The sequence below is a fragment of the Streptococcus gallinaceus genome (genome assembly GCF_040545695.1).
Lineage (GTDB): Bacteria > Bacillota > Bacilli > Lactobacillales > Streptococcaceae > Streptococcus > Streptococcus gallinaceus.
In genome coordinates, this window is sequence record NZ_JBEPMK010000003.1 from 299190 (window position 1) to 315521 (window position 16332).

The 16332-nt window shown below is 43.0% G+C and carries 15 protein-coding genes; 3 read left to right on the top strand and 12 right to left on the bottom strand.

Going from position 1 to position 16332, the window contains the following annotated elements; translation table 11 throughout:
• The first annotated feature begins 135 nt into the window (after nucleotides 1–135).
• Nucleotides 136–2346 (top strand): ABC transporter substrate-binding protein/permease, encoded by a 2211-nt coding sequence (locus ABID27_RS05685; protein ID WP_354280865.1) that lies wholly within the window; start codon nucleotides 136–138, stop codon nucleotides 2344–2346.
• Complete coding sequence (locus ABID27_RS05690; protein ID WP_253364112.1) at nucleotides 2346–3086, top strand: amino acid ABC transporter ATP-binding protein; 741 nt, start codon at nucleotides 2346–2348, stop codon at nucleotides 3084–3086. The genes ABID27_RS05685 and ABID27_RS05690 overlap by 1 nt, the downstream gene beginning before the upstream one ends.
• 11 nt (nucleotides 3087–3097) lie before the next feature.
• Here ABID27_RS05690 and ABID27_RS05695 read toward each other — a convergent pair whose 3' ends face one another.
• Nucleotides 3098–3592: a P-loop NTPase family protein gene (locus ABID27_RS05695; RefSeq protein ID WP_354280867.1), complete on the bottom strand. Its 495-nt coding sequence runs from the start codon at nucleotides 3590–3592 to the stop codon at nucleotides 3098–3100.
• Between the two features lie 264 nt (nucleotides 3593–3856).
• Here ABID27_RS05695 and ABID27_RS05700 point away from each other — a divergent pair, with 264 nt between their 5' ends.
• Nucleotides 3857–5362 (top strand): ATP-binding cassette domain-containing protein, encoded by a 1506-nt coding sequence (locus ABID27_RS05700; RefSeq protein WP_354280869.1) that lies wholly within the window; start codon nucleotides 3857–3859, stop codon nucleotides 5360–5362.
• Nucleotides 5363–5617: 255 nt separating this feature from the next.
• Here ABID27_RS05700 and ABID27_RS05705 read toward each other — a convergent pair whose 3' ends face one another.
• From ABID27_RS05705 to ABID27_RS05755, 11 genes are all read right to left on the bottom strand, one after another.
• A complete protein-coding gene (locus ABID27_RS05705) occupies nucleotides 5618–5782 on the bottom strand; it encodes a hypothetical protein (RefSeq protein ID WP_222349402.1) in 165 nt (54 codons plus the stop codon).
• A gap of 71 nt (nucleotides 5783–5853) precedes the next feature.
• A complete protein-coding gene (gene obgE, locus ABID27_RS05710) occupies nucleotides 5854–7167 on the bottom strand; it encodes a GTPase ObgE (protein WP_354280872.1) in 1314 nt (437 codons plus the stop codon).
• Between the two features lie 86 nt (nucleotides 7168–7253).
• A complete protein-coding gene (locus tag ABID27_RS05715) occupies nucleotides 7254–7379 on the bottom strand; it encodes a DUF4044 domain-containing protein (RefSeq protein WP_253364104.1) in 126 nt (41 codons plus the stop codon).
• A gap of 153 nt (nucleotides 7380–7532) precedes the next feature.
• The gene (locus ABID27_RS05720) at nucleotides 7533–8402 is read right to left on the bottom strand and encodes a MerR family transcriptional regulator (protein WP_354280874.1); all 870 of its coding nucleotides are present in this window, start codon (nucleotides 8400–8402) and stop codon (nucleotides 7533–7535) included.
• A 354-nt stretch (nucleotides 8403–8756) separates the two neighbouring features.
• Nucleotides 8757–12386 (bottom strand): pyruvate:ferredoxin (flavodoxin) oxidoreductase, encoded by a 3630-nt coding sequence (gene nifJ, locus ABID27_RS05725; protein WP_354280876.1) that lies wholly within the window; start codon nucleotides 12384–12386, stop codon nucleotides 8757–8759.
• Nucleotides 12387–12484: 98 nt separating this feature from the next.
• The gene (eutM, locus tag ABID27_RS05730; RefSeq protein ID WP_253364098.1) at nucleotides 12485–12763 is read right to left on the bottom strand and encodes an ethanolamine utilization microcompartment protein EutM; all 279 of its coding nucleotides are present in this window, start codon (nucleotides 12761–12763) and stop codon (nucleotides 12485–12487) included.
• 20 nt (nucleotides 12764–12783) lie between these two features.
• The gene (locus ABID27_RS05735) at nucleotides 12784–13059 is read right to left on the bottom strand and encodes a BMC domain-containing protein (RefSeq protein ID WP_253364096.1); all 276 of its coding nucleotides are present in this window, start codon (nucleotides 13057–13059) and stop codon (nucleotides 12784–12786) included.
• Nucleotides 13060–13079: 20 nt separating this feature from the next.
• The gene (eutM, locus tag ABID27_RS05740; protein WP_354280879.1) at nucleotides 13080–13355 is read right to left on the bottom strand and encodes an ethanolamine utilization microcompartment protein EutM; all 276 of its coding nucleotides are present in this window, start codon (nucleotides 13353–13355) and stop codon (nucleotides 13080–13082) included.
• A gap of 16 nt (nucleotides 13356–13371) precedes the next feature.
• Entirely contained in the window at nucleotides 13372–14055 is a 684-nt protein-coding gene (locus ABID27_RS05745) for a phosphate propanoyltransferase (RefSeq protein ID WP_435533068.1), read from the bottom strand.
• An 11-nt stretch (nucleotides 14056–14066) separates the two neighbouring features.
• The gene (locus tag ABID27_RS05750; protein WP_354280923.1) at nucleotides 14067–15710 is read right to left on the bottom strand and encodes an acetaldehyde dehydrogenase (acetylating); all 1644 of its coding nucleotides are present in this window, start codon (nucleotides 15708–15710) and stop codon (nucleotides 14067–14069) included.
• Nucleotides 15711–15733: 23 nt separating this feature from the next.
• On the bottom strand, nucleotides 15734–16324 hold the full coding sequence (locus ABID27_RS05755; protein ID WP_354280883.1) for a BMC domain-containing protein: 591 nt from the start codon (nucleotides 16322–16324) through the stop codon (nucleotides 15734–15736).
• Nucleotides 16325–16332: the final 8 nt, after the last annotated feature.

The window sequence follows — 16332 nt, forward strand, 5'->3', positions numbered from 1 at the left end:
ATATTATACGTATAATACAACTATACAATCAATTTGTCAACACCTGTTTCATGTCATATTTTCTAACACAGGCGATTTGCGTTTGTCTGAAAATTCTGCTATACTAATAATCATATCTTTAGAAGGAGATTGGAAATGAAGAAAAAATTATTCATGCTGATGGCAACTATTTTGCCTGCATTCTTTCTTTTCACTGGTGTACAGGCAGACGATAACATTGATATCGCCTTTGATTCAACCTATGCACCATTTGAGTTCAAAGACTCAGACCAAGTTTATAAAGGCTTAGACGTCGATATTATTAATGAAGTAGCAAGCCGTTCTGGCTGGGCAACCAACCAGACATTCCCTGGATTTGATGCTGCGGTAAATGCGGTTCAATCTGGTCAGGCTGACGCCCTCATGGCTGGTACGACGATTACAGAGGCTCGTAAAAAGGTATTTACCTTCTCAGATCCTTACTTTGACACAAAAATTGTTGTGGCGACACGTAAATCTGAGACTGTTTCACAATACAAGGACTTAAAAGGCAAGACAGTCGGTGTGAAAAACGGGACTGCTGCTCAATCTTTCCTTGATGAAAACAAGAGCAAATACAGCTACTCTATCAAGACATTTGATACTGGCGACACAATGTACAACAGCCTTTCAGCTGGAGCTGTCGATGCAGTAATGGACGATGAAGCGGTTATCAAGTACGCGATTCAACAAAATCAAGACTTGGCTATCAATATGGATGGCGAAGCAATTGGTTCATTTGGATTCGCTGTTAAAAAAGGCAGCAAATACGAATACCTCATCTCAGATTTCAACAAAGCTTTAGCAGCTATGAAGGAAGACGGCACCTATGATAAAATCATGAAAAAATGGTTGGGTTCTGACACTTCTAGCTCATCAGAAAAAACAGATTATGGTTCAACATTAAGCCTATCAGGAGATGCCTCTGCAAAAGCAACTCCAGTCAAAGGTTCCTATGTTATCGCATCTGATTCATCATTTGCTCCATTTGAATACCAAGGAAAAGATGGCAACTATACTGGGATTGATATCGAGTTGATCAAAGCCATCGCTGAACAACAAGGCTTTACGGTTACTATCCAAAATCCTGGATTTGATGCTGCACTGAATGCTGTCCAAGCGGGACAAGCTGATGCAGTTATCGCTGGGATGACCATCACAGATGCTCGTAAGAAAATCTTTAATTTCTCCGATGCTTACTACACTTCTAACATCTTGTTAGCTGTTAAAAAAGGCAGTCCGATTAAAGCTTACGAAGATCTAAAAGGCAAAACAGTCGGTGCCAAAAACGGTACTTCTTCTTATGCCTATTTAGAAGAAAATGCTAAAAAGTATGGTTATACATTAAAAGCATTTGATGAAGCATCTAGCATGTATGACAGTTTGAACTCCGGCTCAATCGGTGCCCTCATGGACGATGAAGCTGTATTGCTCTACGCTATCCAACAAGGTCGTGATTTTGAAACACCTATCAAAGGAATTTCAACTGGTGCCATCGGATTTGCTGTTAAAAAAGGAAGCAATCCTGAGTTGGTCGAAATGTTCAACAACGGACTTGCAGCTCTGGTTAAATCAGGAAAATACAACGAAATCCTCAATAAGTATTTCAACACTTCTGAAAACAGCTCATCTTCTGCTAAATCAAGCTCTACTGTCGATGAATCAACGATTTTCGGACTATTGAAAAACAACTACGGTCAACTTCTTTCTGGACTTGGTATCACAGTTGGTTTGGCGCTACTCTCATTTGCCATTGCTATCGTAATCGGTATTATCTTCGGTATGTTTGCAGTTAGCCCGTTCAAATCACTTCGTGTGATTGCTTCTGTGTTCGTTGATGTGGTACGCGGTATCCCGCTTATGATTGTGGCCGCCTTCATCTTCTGGGGCATTCCAAACTTGATTGAATCCATGACTGGTAACCAATCGCCTATCAACGACTTTGTCGCAGGTACTATTGCCCTCTCTCTTAACTCTGGTGCCTATATCGCTGAAATCGTTCGTGGTGGTATCCAAGCAGTACCAGCTGGACAAATGGAAGCTTCTCGCAGCTTGGGTATTTCTTACAACACAACCATGCGTAAGATTATCTTGCCACAAGCCGCAAAACTTATGCTTCCAAACTTTATCAACCAATTCGTTATTACTTTGAAAGATACAACCATCATCTCAGCGATTGGTTTGGTTGAACTCTTCCAAGCAGGTAAAATCATCATCGCCCGTAACTACCAATCATTCCGTATGTACGCAATCTTGGCGATTATCTACCTTGTGGTCATCACTCTCTTGACACGATTGGCACGTAAACTTGAAAAAGGAGGCAAATAATGGCTCAATTGAAAATTAATGTAGAAGACTTGCATAAAGCTTACGGAAAAAATGAAGTTTTAAAAGGTATTTCCACAAAATTTTACGAAGGGGATGTGGTTTGTATCATCGGACCTTCTGGTTCTGGTAAATCAACTTTCCTTCGTACCATGAACTTGCTTGAAACCATTACAAGCGGTCACGTCATGGTCGATGGATTTAACTTGACAGATCCAAAGACGGATGTCGATACCTTCCGTGCAAATGTTGGAATGGTATTCCAACACTTCAACCTCTTCCCACATATGACCGTTTTGGAAAACATCACTTTCGCTCCTATCGAGCACAAATTGATGGACAAGGCTGAAGCTGAAAAAGTGGGGATGGAATTGTTAGACAAGGTTGGTTTGGCTGACAAACGCAACGCCATGCCAGATAGCCTGTCTGGTGGTCAGAAACAACGTGTGGCTATCGCTCGTGCCCTAGCTATGAATCCTGACATCATGCTCTTTGACGAGCCTACATCAGCCCTTGACCCTGAAATGGTCGGCGATGTACTGAATGTTATGAAGGACTTGGCTGAGCAAGGTATGACCATGCTTATCGTTACCCACGAAATGGGATTTGCTCGCAAGGTTGCCAACCGCGTTATCTTCACAGATGGCGGTGAGTTCTTAGAAGACGGCACTCCTGAACAAATCTTCGATAATCCACAACACCCACGTCTCAAGGAATTCTTGGAAAAGGTATTGAATGTATAAGAAAAGCCCTTCTAGGGCTTTTTCATTTTCTCTAAAAACTGAGCTGCTTCTTCTCTGCTATGAAAGATATACTGTTCTTTATCTGGATATTGACTGAGTAAAGACAGGATGTTAGGCCGACTGGTGTGTGAAAAATTTCGAATGAATGCTAGAAATTCTTCATCCAGCTCTGTCTCAACCCAAGGCATGTCTGGGCGAACAGTTCCAACCCTGCTGGCTATGCCTTCTAAACAGACCTCTAGAGGATAGTCTAGAAAAATAATCGTATCACAAGCCTTAAGACGAAATTCCATACTAGACCCGTAATTTCCATCAATAATCCAACTTGGTTGACGGATAGCTTGGGCTTGTCGCTCCAAAAAGACAGCACTATCGACTGTCGTCCGGTCCGCATTCCAATTTAGCTGATCCAGATGAACTAAAGGTAAGTTAGTTATGACTGCTAACTTTATAGAAAAAGTAGATTTCCCTGAACCAGGACAACCAATGACAATGATACGCTTCATAAGATACTCCTTTTCCCCATCTTACCATCTCCTACTTGCATTTTCAAGACAGTTTGCTATACTAAAGATAGAAAAACTCGGAGGTAAGGTGCATTGATCAATTAAGTCTTTGTCATTCCATTTGCAAAAGGATGACTTTCTAGTATGGTATCTGTCTAGAGAGACTTATTTGTGTGCCCTGTCTATAGCCGGAAATTCGGTCTTTTTGTGCATGCACGAACTCTGCTAGACAGCAGGGTTCTTTTTTCATGACAAGGAGGCTATATGCTACAATTACACACTCTGACGATTCGGCAGCAAAAAGATTTGCACACATTGGTAGAAAATCTTTCAGCGACTATCCAAAATGGAGATAAGCTCGCTATTATCGGCGAAGAGGGAACGGGCAAATCCAGCCTACTTCAAGCTATCTACAATCAAGATTTAGTGACGGATTATCTGCAAATAGATGGTTTGATTGACAACCATTTTTCGTCTATGGGCTATCTGCCACAGATTTTACCAAGGGAAGAGGCTGAAAAGTCAGTGGATGATTTTCTCTTTGGAGATATTGACTATGCCAGTTTCGACTTCAATCTTCTTTATCAATTAGCTGGGCAACTGCAAGTTGATAGCAAAATTCTAGACAAGCCAGAGATGAAAGTGAGGCAACTTTCTGGCGGAGAAAAAATCAAGCTCCAACTGCTCAAACTCCTCGCCAAACAACCGGATTTATTGCTCCTAGATGAACCATCTAGCGACTTAGATATGGAGACCATTGCCTGGTTGGAGAACATGATTGGTAACAGTCCACTGACCATTATCTTTATCTCGCATGACGAGGCATTGCTCAAAAAGACGGCTACGAAAATCATTCATCTGGAACAAATCAAAAAAGGAAGTCAAGCACGTTCTAGCTTTGTTTGCCAAGATTATCAAAGCTATCAAGAAAGCCGACAGACTGGTCTGATGAGACAGGAACAGCTAGCTAGAAAGGAACGGAAAGAACAAGCTCAGCGTCTTCAGACACTGCATCGGACCAAGTCAGCTGTACGCGATGCGCTAGTACGAGAAAAATGCGCCCCAGTAGGCCGATTGCTTGCTAAAAAGATGAAAAATCTTCTTTCTCAGGAGGAACGCTACCTCCGCGAGGCAGAAAATTTTACAGAGCTACCCGATAATCCTGACGTCATCGGACTATTCTTTCATCAGGTCAAGTCCTTGCCTTCACAGAAGGTCTTACTGGATTATTATCAAGAGCCATTAGTGACTGGGCAAAGCATTTCGCTGACAATTTTGGGGCAAGACAAGGTGGCTATCATTGGGGAAAATGGTATCGGCAAAACCTTGCTGCTGAAAAAAATCAAGGATGAGCTGGCCAGTAAATCCAACCTATCTCTCGGCTACATGCCGCAAAACTATGCTGAGGAGATGGAAATGGAGTGCAGTGCACTGGATTTTCTAGCTGAAAGTGATCATCCAGAGCGTGCTCGTACGCTGCTGGCCAGTCTCAAATTTAACCGCCAAGAAATTCAGCATCCCATCAGTCAGCTCTCTGGTGGTCAACAGGCCAAACTGTTTCTAGCAAAGATGGTCTACCAACATAATAATGTCCTCATCTTGGATGAACCAACTCGGCATTTTTCTCCGACTGCTATGCCTGAAATCTGCCGGCTCTTGCAGAACTTTCCCGGCTGCCTGATCACTGTTTCCCATGACCGTCAGTTTGTTGAGACAGTCTGCCAGACTGTCGATAGATTGGACGAAAATCGATTAGAACAACAAGTTTAGATGAATAGCAAAAGGAACCTGGGACTCAGTCCTAGGTTCTTGATTTTTTATAATTTCAACAGTTTGACGCAGGGGTTGACTGAACGTTCTCATTCCTTTCTGCGTAAGCAATTTCGAATCTTGTAACTAACTCCGTCCGTTAGCCCGATTCCAACCTCAAAAAGTCCACTGGACTTTTTTGAGCTAGTAAACTGTGCGGAGGTAAGACGACAAAATCGATTTCTATGAAATAACGATTTTTGTTCCACTCTCCTTTTATTTTTCTGCTTCTTCTTTGGCCAATCGCTCTCGTTCCAAACGGAATTTTCGATTGGGATTGAGTAGATTAAAGAGTTCTTCTAATTTTTCTGCATTCCAAACATCGGCCGCAGATACAAAATTCCCATTCTTATCTTTAAAGGATATCGGCTTATCACCCATAATTGCTCCTTTCAAAAAGTCAGTAAACTAGATTAGAATGCGTGATGGCTAGACTAGCTTAATTTTCATTTCTAATCTACAAACTCAAATTCAAATTTGCCGATACGAACAATATCGCCGTCTTTGGCACCACGCGCACGGAGGGCTTCATCAACACCCATACCGCGCAATTGGCGGGCAAATTTCATGACAGATTCGTCACGATCAAAGTTGGTCATGGTGAAGAGTTTTTCAAGTTTGTCACCTGAGAGAATCCAGCTTGCATCATCATCACGTGTGATGTCAAATTCTGGCTCATCAGGATTGAAGCCGTAGTAAACTTCCTCTTCTTGGAATTCTGACTCGTCGTAAAGCAAGAATTCATCTGTTTTATCCAAGAGTTCAGCCGTTGCTTCCAAGAGATTTTCCAAACCTTGGTGCGCCAAGCTTGAGATTGGGAAAATGAGTGGTTGCTCATCAAATTCATCATAATTAGTGGACAACTTTTGCTTGAATTCCTTGAGATTTTCTTCTGATTCAGGCAGGTCCATCTTGTTGGCGACGATAATTTGCGGACGTTCCATGAGACGGAGATTGTAACTTTCCAACTCTTTATTGATTGAAACGTAGTCTTCGTACGGATCACGACCTTCACTGGCTGACATATCAATCACATGGAGGATAACGCGCGTCCGCTCAATGTGGCGAAGGAACTGCGTTCCCAGACCCACACCTTGACTAGCCCCTTCAATCAATCCGGGGAGGTCAGCCACAGCGAAAGATTCGCCTGATTTGGTGCGGACCATGCCAAGATTTGGCATAATAGTTGTAAAGTGGTAGGCTCCGATTTTTGGTTTTGCGGAGGTGATGACACTGAGGAGTGTTGACTTACCAACAGATGGGAAGCCGACTAGACCGACATCTGCAAGAACTTTTAATTCTAGCTCCAAATTGCGTTCTTCACCTGGTTCCCCATTTTCAGAAATCTCTGGAGCAGGATTTTTCGGTGTCGCAAAGCGGATATTGCCACGGCCACCTCGACCGCCTTTAGCAACCACGAACTCCTGTCCATTTTCTACTAAGTCGGTGATAATTTTGCCTGTATCTGCATCGCGAACAGTCGTTCCTTGAGGGACACGCACGATGAGATCGTCTGACCCACGGCCGTGCATCCCTTTTGTCATCCCTTTTTCGCCCGCTTCAGCCTTGAAGACACGGTTGTATCGGAAATCCATCAAGGTGCGTAAGCCTTCGTCTACGCGAAAGACCACTGAACCACCCTTACCGCCATCTCCGCCCCAAGGACCGCCATTAGGAACGTACTTTTCACGACGGAAGGCAACCATCCCGTCACCGCCCTTACCTGCCTTGACCTTGATCTTGGCAGTATCTAAAAACATACTCATAATTTACCTATCTTTCCTAAAAAAGAGTGGTTCGTCTGCCCTGAAAGGCAAGCGCCACTCCCTTACTTTTCTATAAACAAATGATCTTATAGGATCGCGCTGATTGCTGGGAGGAGTAATCCTGCGACGGTCACGATAACCATTAAAATAACGATGACCAAGGTTACTTTTTCAAATCTTGTTTTTTTGTGTTTTTCTTCTCCGAAAGCCATAGCTTCTCCTTTTATAACTTAAATCATTTTCTCTCTATTTTAGCATAAAAAGGATATTTTTTCCAAACTTTGCCTATCCTTCTAGCAAAAAGATGTGTAAAAAAATCATCCTCTAGCGTTTTGATCCGTCAAAGGATGATAAATGGGGTTGGTTTATTCGGGACAACTAACTCTGAGTTTATCTTTTGTCACGATAGGTACTATGATTTCTGTTACAAATTCACTTTCATTTTGCGTTACCCAATAGTCAATAACATGGCGTTCATAGCATTCTTTCTTGAGCTCATAGTGATTTTCAGCTGCAAACTGAATCATACTCTGATAGGTTTCCCCGATGGCATTAAGAGAGCCAATGTGGTAGCAGCTTAAGGCCATAAATCCGCCGAATTTCCCAAAATCTGCTGACTCTGGAAAGACGTGTTGTAAGATAGTGGAAGATTGAATTTCCCCAGCCATTTTTTTCTCATAGGAATCATATTTTAAAATCACAGGACCAGATACTTCTAACTTCTTTTCTTCTAGAAATTTTGTCCATTCGAGATTGATAATTGACTCCTTGTAACAATATTTATAGGGTTGTTCTATGTGGTAATAGGAAGTCTCTTCCTGATAGTACTTTAAGCTAATCGTCGGTCCCTTGATGGTTGTTAGATTGTTTTGCAGGCAAATTTCCCCTTCGATAATCAACTGTAACCAATCATCGATTGACGTCATAGAGACCAATAGTTGTTGTCGTTCGGCTTCTAATTCATCCCGGCGTTGTTGTAAATATTTATAATGGTTAGAACACCCATTGAAGGAAATTAACTCTTTAATCCGTTTCAAACTAAGACCGATTTGTTGGTAATACTTAATCATCGGAATCAAAAGTAAAGTAGCCTTATCATAGTAGCGATAATTGGTATCCTCTGAGATGTACTTGGGGAGGATAAGCCCCAAACTTTCATAATAGCGCAATGTCTTAGCTGAAACGCCGCTCATGCTCGCGGCTTTCCCAATGGGAAACAAACCTTCTTCTACCATGCTTCTCCTCTTTCTACTTTAATATTTTTATAATTTATTCGATGTCTTATTATACAATAAAATTGTAAACCTTTCCATAGTTGTAATGTCAAGTTATTTTTGTAGCAGTATGTGAATTATTTCTCTTTCTTTTTTTCTTAAAAAATCCATTATTATCAGTGGTTAGGCAACTCATCCGTCCTCATAAAATGCAATTTTCTATCAATTTATCCTTTATTAGAAAGACAAACTTTTCCCTTAGTGGAATGTTTTATTTTTGTATATAATTTCGTGATTTCTTATCTTTTCACATTCAATCTCTCAGAAATAGCGGAAAAGGATTTTGCCCTTTGAAGAGTAAAATCCTTGTTCACATTAGAATTCTAATTCTTTTAAAATTGCTTGTAAGCCGTCTTCGTGGTCTGCCATAGAAGTAACCTGCTTAGAGGCTACTGCCTTTTCTTGACGTTTCCGAAAGGCCTCCAAATCACCAGACAGACTTGCATACTGTTCAAAACGACGTCTTGCCTGTGCAACAGTCTTGTCAAACAACCTTTCTGCCTCGGTTGAGTTGACTTGTTGCAAGGCGGCAAATCGTTCTTGTTTGAGCATAAACGGAATCATTTGCTTAAAATCTGGCCGCTTAAAGTCCAATAACATCGGATTCTTTCCTTGCTCTGCTAGTAGCGGATTGTAGCGGTAGAGCGACCAGTAGCCACTCTCTACTGCTTCTTTCGCCTCAATCAGAGTCTGGCTCATCCCCCCCTGTAAACCGTGCGTGATGCATGGAACGTAGGCTATCACGATAGATGGACCTGAATAATTTTCAGCCTCTTCAAAAGCCTTAATCACTTGCACTGGATTAGCTCCACTCGCAACTTGCGCCACATAGACATTGCCGTAGGTCATTGCCATCATCCCCAAATCCTTTTTAGCACTGCGATTTCCGCCGGCGGAGAACTTGGTAATGGCGGATGTTGGTGTGCCTTTTGATAAATGCCCACCTGTATTGGAATAGACTTCATTATCCAATACCAGAATATTGACATCTGCTCCACTGGCAATAACGTGGTCCAGGCCACCGTAACCAATATCATAGGCCCAGCCATCTCCTCCGATAATCCATTGACACGGTTTCACAAACAGATCCCGTTTGTCATATAATTCTTGGAAAATCGGCTGATCCGCGCGAACTTCCTTTAGCAGACTAGCCAGCTTGCTAGCTCGTGCGCGCGATCCACGTCCTTCATCCATGTGCGCTATCCAATCTTCGATGAGTTGTGATAAGTCTGAATTTGCAACCTCTTTCGCTGCTTTCATAAGAGGAATTAAGGCTTTGCGCCGAACTTCATTCGACACGACCATACCGTAACCAAATTCTGCGGAATCTTCGAGCAAGGAATTGCTCCAAGCTGGTCCCTGACCGTGGCAATTTTTGCTGTAGGGACTCGTTGGGACCATGGCTCCCCAAATCGACGAACAACCTGTTGCATTGGTAATCAGCATACGGTCTCCGAATAATTGGGTCAATAATTTCACATAAGGTGTCTCACCACAACCTGCACATGCTCCTGAAAATTCGAGTAGGGGTTGCGCAAATTGGGTATGGGCAACTGTACCTGGTTTAGCTGGATTTTCCTTAGACCGCAAGGTTTGCGCGAAGGCCCAGTTGACATTTTCTTGGCTGACTTCTTCTTGAGCAAGCTGACTTACTGGTACCATTTTCAAGGCTTCACCTGTCTTGGGACAAGCATTCACACACAAGCCACACCCTGTACAATTTTCTACAGAGACTTGAATCCGATAATACAGTCCGTCTTTGCCTTTGAAATCCATGACTCGGTAACCTTCTGGAGCTACCTGCAATTCATCTTTTTCTGCTAAAAATGGGCGGATGGACGCATGAGGGCATACAAATGAACAACGATTGCACTGCACACAATGTTCGGCGTCCCATACAGGAACTTCCCAGGCAAGGTTGCGCTTTTCTTGCGGAGCCAGTCCGAGTGGAATATCCCCTGCTGCCATGCCGTTTTCTACTAAAGCACTGACTGCTAAAGTACCCCCCTCTAAGCGATTGACAGGCAGCTGAATGTGGCATGAAAATGAGTTCAGGTCTCCTTGGAATAGTTTTTTATCTCGTGGCAAATCCACCCATTCTGGATCAACGAAAACTTGTTTGACAGCACCGATTGAACGATGAATGGCCTCTAGGTATTTGGTCATTTTTTCTGATGACTGTTGCCCATAGACTGCTTGCATTTCTGCTTCCAATAATTGTCGGCTAGTAGGCCAGAACTTCACAATCTCAAAAAAGGCTACTTCCAAACACAGACTGGTTCTTGGAAAAATATCAACTTCCTGCGCTATCTGAAAGGCATCTACAATGTAAAATTGAATTTGATGCTCAGCTAAGTAGCGCTTCATGTCATTGGGCAATTTACGGCATGCTTCTTCGGCATTATCAGGTGTATTGAGTAGAAAAACTCCACCATCTTTCAATCCCTTGAGCAGGTCGTACTTTCTCAAATAGGCTGGTGTTGAAACCGCTACAAAGTCGGTCGTTTGAATAGAGTAACTAGATTTAATCTCTTCATTTCCAAAACGTAGTTGAGAAATCGTCAAGCCGCGTTGCTTACGAGAATCGTAATAAAAATAACCTTGAATGTTTTGCGTGGTGTGATACCCTAACAATTTGATAATTGACTTGCTAGCTCCAACCGTGCCATCTCCACCCAATCCCCAAAATTTGGCCTGATAGGTGGTTGAGGGCGTCAAGTCCAGTTTTGGTCCAACTTGCAATGACAAGTGAGTCAAATCGTCTTCTATCCCCACTGTAAATTGTTTCTGCGGATGTGCCTTTTGCAACTCATCAAAAACAGCCACAATCTGCTCTGGGCTAGTGTCTTTTGAACCAATACCATAGCGACCACCAATAATTTTTGGACGCAGAGAACTTCCATAGAAAGCAGCTTGTACGTCTAATAGTAGCGGTTCGCCGACTGAGCCCGGCTCCTTGGTTCGGTCTAAAACAGCCACTGCAGTAACCGTTGTCGGTACAAGTTCCAATAATCTTTCAGCCGGAAATGGTCGATACAAATGTACCTGGATAAAGCCAACTTTTCGCCCAGACTGATTTAGATAATCCACCGTTTGTTCGATTGTTTGCGAAACAGACCCCATCGCAATCATGATGTGTTCAGCTTGCGGATGTCCGTAGTAGTTCACCACATCATAATGTGTCCCTTGGATTTGATTGATTTTATCCATGTACTTTTTGACAACATAGGGAGTGACTTGATAATGTCGGTTGACCGTTTCGCGTTGTTGAAAAAAAGTGTCTGGTCCCTGATTGGTCCCTGATACTGTCGGATGATTGGGATTCATTGCGCGTGAGCGGAAAGTTTCCAGTGCATCTTGAGGAAGGAGAGATTTTAGTTCCTCATCTTCTAAAACCGTCACTTTTTGCAATTCATGACTTGTACGAAATCCATCAAAAAAACTCAGGAATGGAAGACTGGTTTCAAGGCTGGCTAAATGCGCAACTGCAGATAAGTCCATCACTTCCTGAACAGTACTTTCTGCTAGCATGACAAAGCCTGATTGGCGGACAGCCATCACATCACTATGGTCTCCATAGATGCTCAGCGCATTCGTAGAGACTGAGCGTGTTGCAACATGAAAAACCGTTGGCAATAGTTCGCCTGCAATTTTGTACATGTTTGGTAACATGAGCAAGAGGCCTTGTGAAGAGGTGAAGGTTGTGGTCAAGGCTCCTGTCTTGAGCGAACCGTGTATAAAACCTGCCACACCTGCTTCTGACTGCATTTCAACCACCTGCAGAGATTGTCCAAAAATATTTTTTCGATCTTGGGTTTGCCAAACATCGACACTTTCTCCCATTGTTGAGCTTGGGGTAATGGGGTAGACTCCTGCAACCTCACTAAAGGCATACGCTATGTGAGCTGCTGCTGTATTCCCATCCATAATTGCTTGATGTGCCATAGCCTTCTCCCTATCCTTTACAGTTCCGCTCGTTTGAGAGAAAACGCCGACCCTCTTACTTAGGATAGGCGTTCACTTTCATTTCAATCGTTGTCGTATTAGTTGTGTTTAGGTAAAATTGTTTCCACTTCACTATGTGGACGTGGAATAACGTGAACTGAAATCAATTCGCCGACACGTTGCGCTGCGGCTGCACCGGCATCTGTAGCTGCCTTAACAGCACCGACATCTCCACGAACCATGACAGTGACTAAACCGCCACCGACATGTTCTTTACCAACAAGAACAACATTGGCGGCTTTCACCATCGCATCGGCGGCTTCAATAGAGCCTATCAAACCTTTTGTTTCAATCATTCCTAGTGCTTCTGATTGCATGATTTCTACCTACCTTCTGATTATTTGTGTGCTAAAATGCTTTCCACTTCGCTATGTGGACGTGGGATGACGTGAACTGAAATCAATTCGCCGACACGTTGCGCTGCGGCTGCACCGGCATCTGTAGCTGCCTTAACAGCACCGACATCTCCACGAACCATGACAGTTACCAAGCCACCACCAACATGTTCTTTGCCGATGAGGGTGACATTGGCGGCTTTCACCATGGCATCGGCTGCTTCAATGGAGCCTATCAAACCTTTTGTTTCAATCATTCCTAGTGCTTCTGAGTGCATGAGTGTTACCTACCTTTTCTTTATTTATGAGCTAAAATGGTTTCCACTTCTGTATGTGGACGTGGAATTACATGTACAGATACAAGTTCGCCGATACGTTGGGCTGCGGCTGCACCAGCATCTGTAGCTGCCTTAACAGCACCGACATCACCACGAACCATAACAGTGACTAAACCACCACCGACATGTTCTTTGCCGATAAGGGTGACATTGGCGGCTTTCACCATAGCATCGGCTGCTTCAATAGAGCCAATCAAACCTTTTGTTTCAATCATTCCTAGTGCTTCTGAGTGCATGATATCTACCTACCTTTTACTTTATTAATTTTAGTTTATTTTTGGCCGATACACCTAAGGCGTTGGCTTCTTCAGTGTCTAAGTGACACTCTAGATTAAAGCTTTCATGGACACGTATGGTCACATTTTTTAGAATACCACCACGTTCACCTGAGCATTCCAGCGAGACTTCCTGACCATCTTGTACGCCAAATTCTCTAGCATCTAAGGGAGACATGTGAATATGTCTCTTTGCGACAATACACCCCTTGGTTAGTTGGACAGAGCCTTTTGGACCAATCAAGGTGCAACCTGGAGAGCCTGCCAAATCGCCTGACAAACGAAGTGGAGCTTTGATACCTAATTTAAAGCAATCTGACACGGTCAACTCTACTTGACTGTGCGAACGAACTGGACCAAGAATGCGAACTTTTTCTAAGATTCCTTTTGGACCTGCTACAAATACGCATTCCTGTACAGCAAATTGACCAGTTTGAGAGAGGTCCTTGAGTTTTTGAAACTCATATCCTGTACCAAATAAGGTATCCGCATCCGCTTGAGACAAATGAATGTGGTGATTGGAAACCCCCAGTGGAATGACGAAATCCTCCACATCTAGTCTTGTCGGTTGAATAACAAGCGGCTTCGCCTCTTCTACCTCTACAGGTTGACCTCCCAGATGGTCAATTACCCGATAAAATAGGTCTTCTAATTCTTCCATCAAATCACCTCCTATTTTTGTCTGAGCGCTGATAAGATTTCACGAACGATTGCTTCGTTGTCAACTCCGGTAGCACTTGATACTACTTCTTGATGAGGACATTCTTTTTGTTGATGCTCAAACGTTTCTTGGATAGATTGCGGTGTTTGCTTCAATCTATCCGTTTGTTTAGGGGTTTCTTGAACTTGATGAACGTGGACACTTGCTGAACAAACTGCATCTGGTTTGACTTCTGTTGGCATGGCTGTTTTTGGTAAGGATTGAAACACAGGGTCATCGGTCAATGTGGTAACCTCCTTCACTCCATAAGCAACTGTCTTGATATTGACAAGATGTTTTGGAGAAAGATTTTCAGATACAGAGCTTCCACCGCCTGTACCACATCCCAGCGTAAATGATACGGGAAGTCCAGTTGAAATACCTGTCCCACCTTGGCTGCCACCTGTATTGATTAAAATACGGGATGCTGGTTTCGAAGAGAAGCGTAGAATCATATCTGGATCTTCTGTATGCATGCTCATAGTATGCCCGATACCATTTTGCAAGAGACGAATACTTAGAGCGCAAGCCTCTTCCCAATTTTTAACGACATAAAAACCAATGACGGTTGTTAATTTTTCAAAGGAGAGTGGATTGCCTTGGCCAACTCCAGCTTGTGGACCGACCAATATTTTTGTATCTTTTGGTACCACAATACCTGCTGCTTCTGCAATTTCTGTAGCTACGCGTCCAACAAACTTAGGATTCATGGCTGGATTGCATCCATGTGAATTGCCTCGGAAGAGCAAGTCGCAAACCTTATCTATTTCCTCTTTGTTCATCATATAGCAACCTTGTTTGCTCAATTCACGGATGACAGCGTCCTTATTGACTTCTTCACAGATAATCGACTGTTCTGAAGCGCAAATTGTCCCATTGTCAAAGGTTTTTGATGCCACAATTGCCTGTACTGCTTTTTCTACATTGGCCGTTCGTTCGATGTAGGCCGGTGAATTTCCAGCACCTACGCCAATGGCAGGCTTCCCGCAACTATAGGCTGCTTTGACCATACCAGGCCCACCCGTTGCGATAATCATTGAAACTTCTTTAGCATTCATCAATTCATTTGTCGCTGCCAAGGATGGATTGGAAACCGAACCTACGATATGTTCTGGCGCACCTGCTTCGACAGCTGCTTTTCGCACAAGATCCACTGCTGCATTGCTGCAACGTTTCGCTGATGGATGCGGTGCAAATACAATAGCATTGCGTGATTTAATCGCAATCATTGCCTTGAAAATAACTGTTGAAGTGGGATTGGTAGATGGGGTAATCCCTAGCAAGAGCCCCATTGGTTCTGCCACACTGAATACCTTGTTCTTTTCATCAAAATCAAGAATGCCTGATGTTTGCATGTCCTTGATTTCTTGATAAAGCAAGTAGGATGCTGCATAATTTTTATAGGCCTTATCAGCAACCTTACCAAAACCTGTTTCTTCAACGGCCATATCAGCTAGGTAGTAAGCATTGGCGCCGACTGCCTTCACAATATTTTTCAATATGGCATCAATTTGTTCATCTGAGAATGTCGCTATTACATTGGCGGCTTGTTTCCCATTTCTTACTAGATCTCGTGCTTCTTGGATTGAACAGAGATCAACGTCTAATGTCTTCATCATCCGACCCCCAAAATTCTTTTTTATTTTTTCTGTTTGTGTTGCACTTTAAAATCTTCTAAGAGAAGAGCTATCATGTCACGTCTCACTAAACTATTTAGCTGTTCTTCTGCTATGTCTAGATGGGCATTTACGGAAATAAGGTCACGCAATTCAGAGGCTTTTGTTCGTTCCAATTTGCGTTTGTATTGCTTAAAAGTCAATCCTTCATCTGTCTGTTCAACAGTTGTTGGTTCATGCTTTCTTATTTCTATTGACGCTGGTGAGGTAGCAATTTCTTGTTCCACATCAGCCGTTTCTTGCTCTACTGACTCTTCTGTTACAATTTCTAAAGTTGCTGCAACTGGGTGGTGGAGTTCTGCTAACTGATCATCCGGACGTGGAATAACATGGGCACCTTGAAGGTGATTTTCACCGAGACGACGAACAGCCTCAGCTCCGGCATCAACTGCTGTTTTAACGGCCCCAATATCACCCGTTATACTAATGTAGTATAGACCACCACTCACTTTTTCGGTTCCTAAAAGCGAAACATCTGCACATTTTAACATGACATCTGCTGCTTCTACAGAACCAATAAAACCATAGGTTTCAATCATTCCTAAAGCCTTCATACGGGAGA

Excerpts from the sequence above, each read along its gene's own strand:
- ABID27_RS05720 (WP_354280874.1), bottom strand. The coding sequence starts at position 8,402 with ATGGTAGAAGAAGGTTTGTTTCCCATTGGGAAAGCCGCGAGCATGAGC.
- ABID27_RS05695 (WP_354280867.1), bottom strand. The coding sequence starts at position 3,592 with ATGAAGCGTATCATTGTCATTGGTTGTCCTGGTTCAGGGAAATCTACT.
- ABID27_RS05690 (WP_253364112.1), top strand. The coding sequence starts at position 2,346 with ATGGCTCAATTGAAAATTAATGTAGAAGACTTGCATAAAGCTTACGGA.
- ABID27_RS05745 (WP_435533068.1), bottom strand. The coding sequence starts at position 14,055 with ATGGAAGAATTAGAAGACCTATTTTATCGGGTAATTGACCATCTGGGA.
- nifJ (WP_354280876.1), bottom strand. The coding sequence starts at position 12,386 with ATGGCACATCAAGCAATTATGGATGGGAATACAGCAGCAGCTCACATA.
- ABID27_RS05735 (WP_253364096.1), bottom strand. The coding sequence starts at position 13,059 with ATGCACTCAGAAGCACTAGGAATGATTGAAACAAAAGGTTTGATAGGC.
- ABID27_RS05705 (WP_222349402.1), bottom strand. The coding sequence starts at position 5,782 with ATGGGTGATAAGCCGATATCCTTTAAAGATAAGAATGGGAATTTTGTA.
- ABID27_RS05700 (WP_354280869.1), top strand. The coding sequence starts at position 3,857 with ATGCTACAATTACACACTCTGACGATTCGGCAGCAAAAAGATTTGCAC.
- eutM (WP_253364098.1), bottom strand. The coding sequence starts at position 12,763 with ATGCAATCAGAAGCACTAGGAATGATTGAAACAAAAGGTTTGATAGGC.
- ABID27_RS05685 (WP_354280865.1), top strand. The coding sequence starts at position 136 with ATGAAGAAAAAATTATTCATGCTGATGGCAACTATTTTGCCTGCATTC.
- ABID27_RS05755 (WP_354280883.1), bottom strand. The coding sequence starts at position 16,324 with ATGAAGGCTTTAGGAATGATTGAAACCTATGGTTTTATTGGTTCTGTA.
- ABID27_RS05715 (WP_253364104.1), bottom strand. The coding sequence starts at position 7,379 with ATGGCTTTCGGAGAAGAAAAACACAAAAAAACAAGATTTGAAAAAGTA.
- eutM (WP_354280879.1), bottom strand. The coding sequence starts at position 13,355 with ATGCACTCAGAAGCACTAGGAATGATTGAAACAAAAGGTTTGATTGGC.
- obgE (WP_354280872.1), bottom strand. The coding sequence starts at position 7,167 with ATGAGTATGTTTTTAGATACTGCCAAGATCAAGGTCAAGGCAGGTAAG.
- ABID27_RS05750 (WP_354280923.1), bottom strand. The coding sequence starts at position 15,710 with ATGAAGACATTAGACGTTGATCTCTGTTCAATCCAAGAAGCACGAGAT.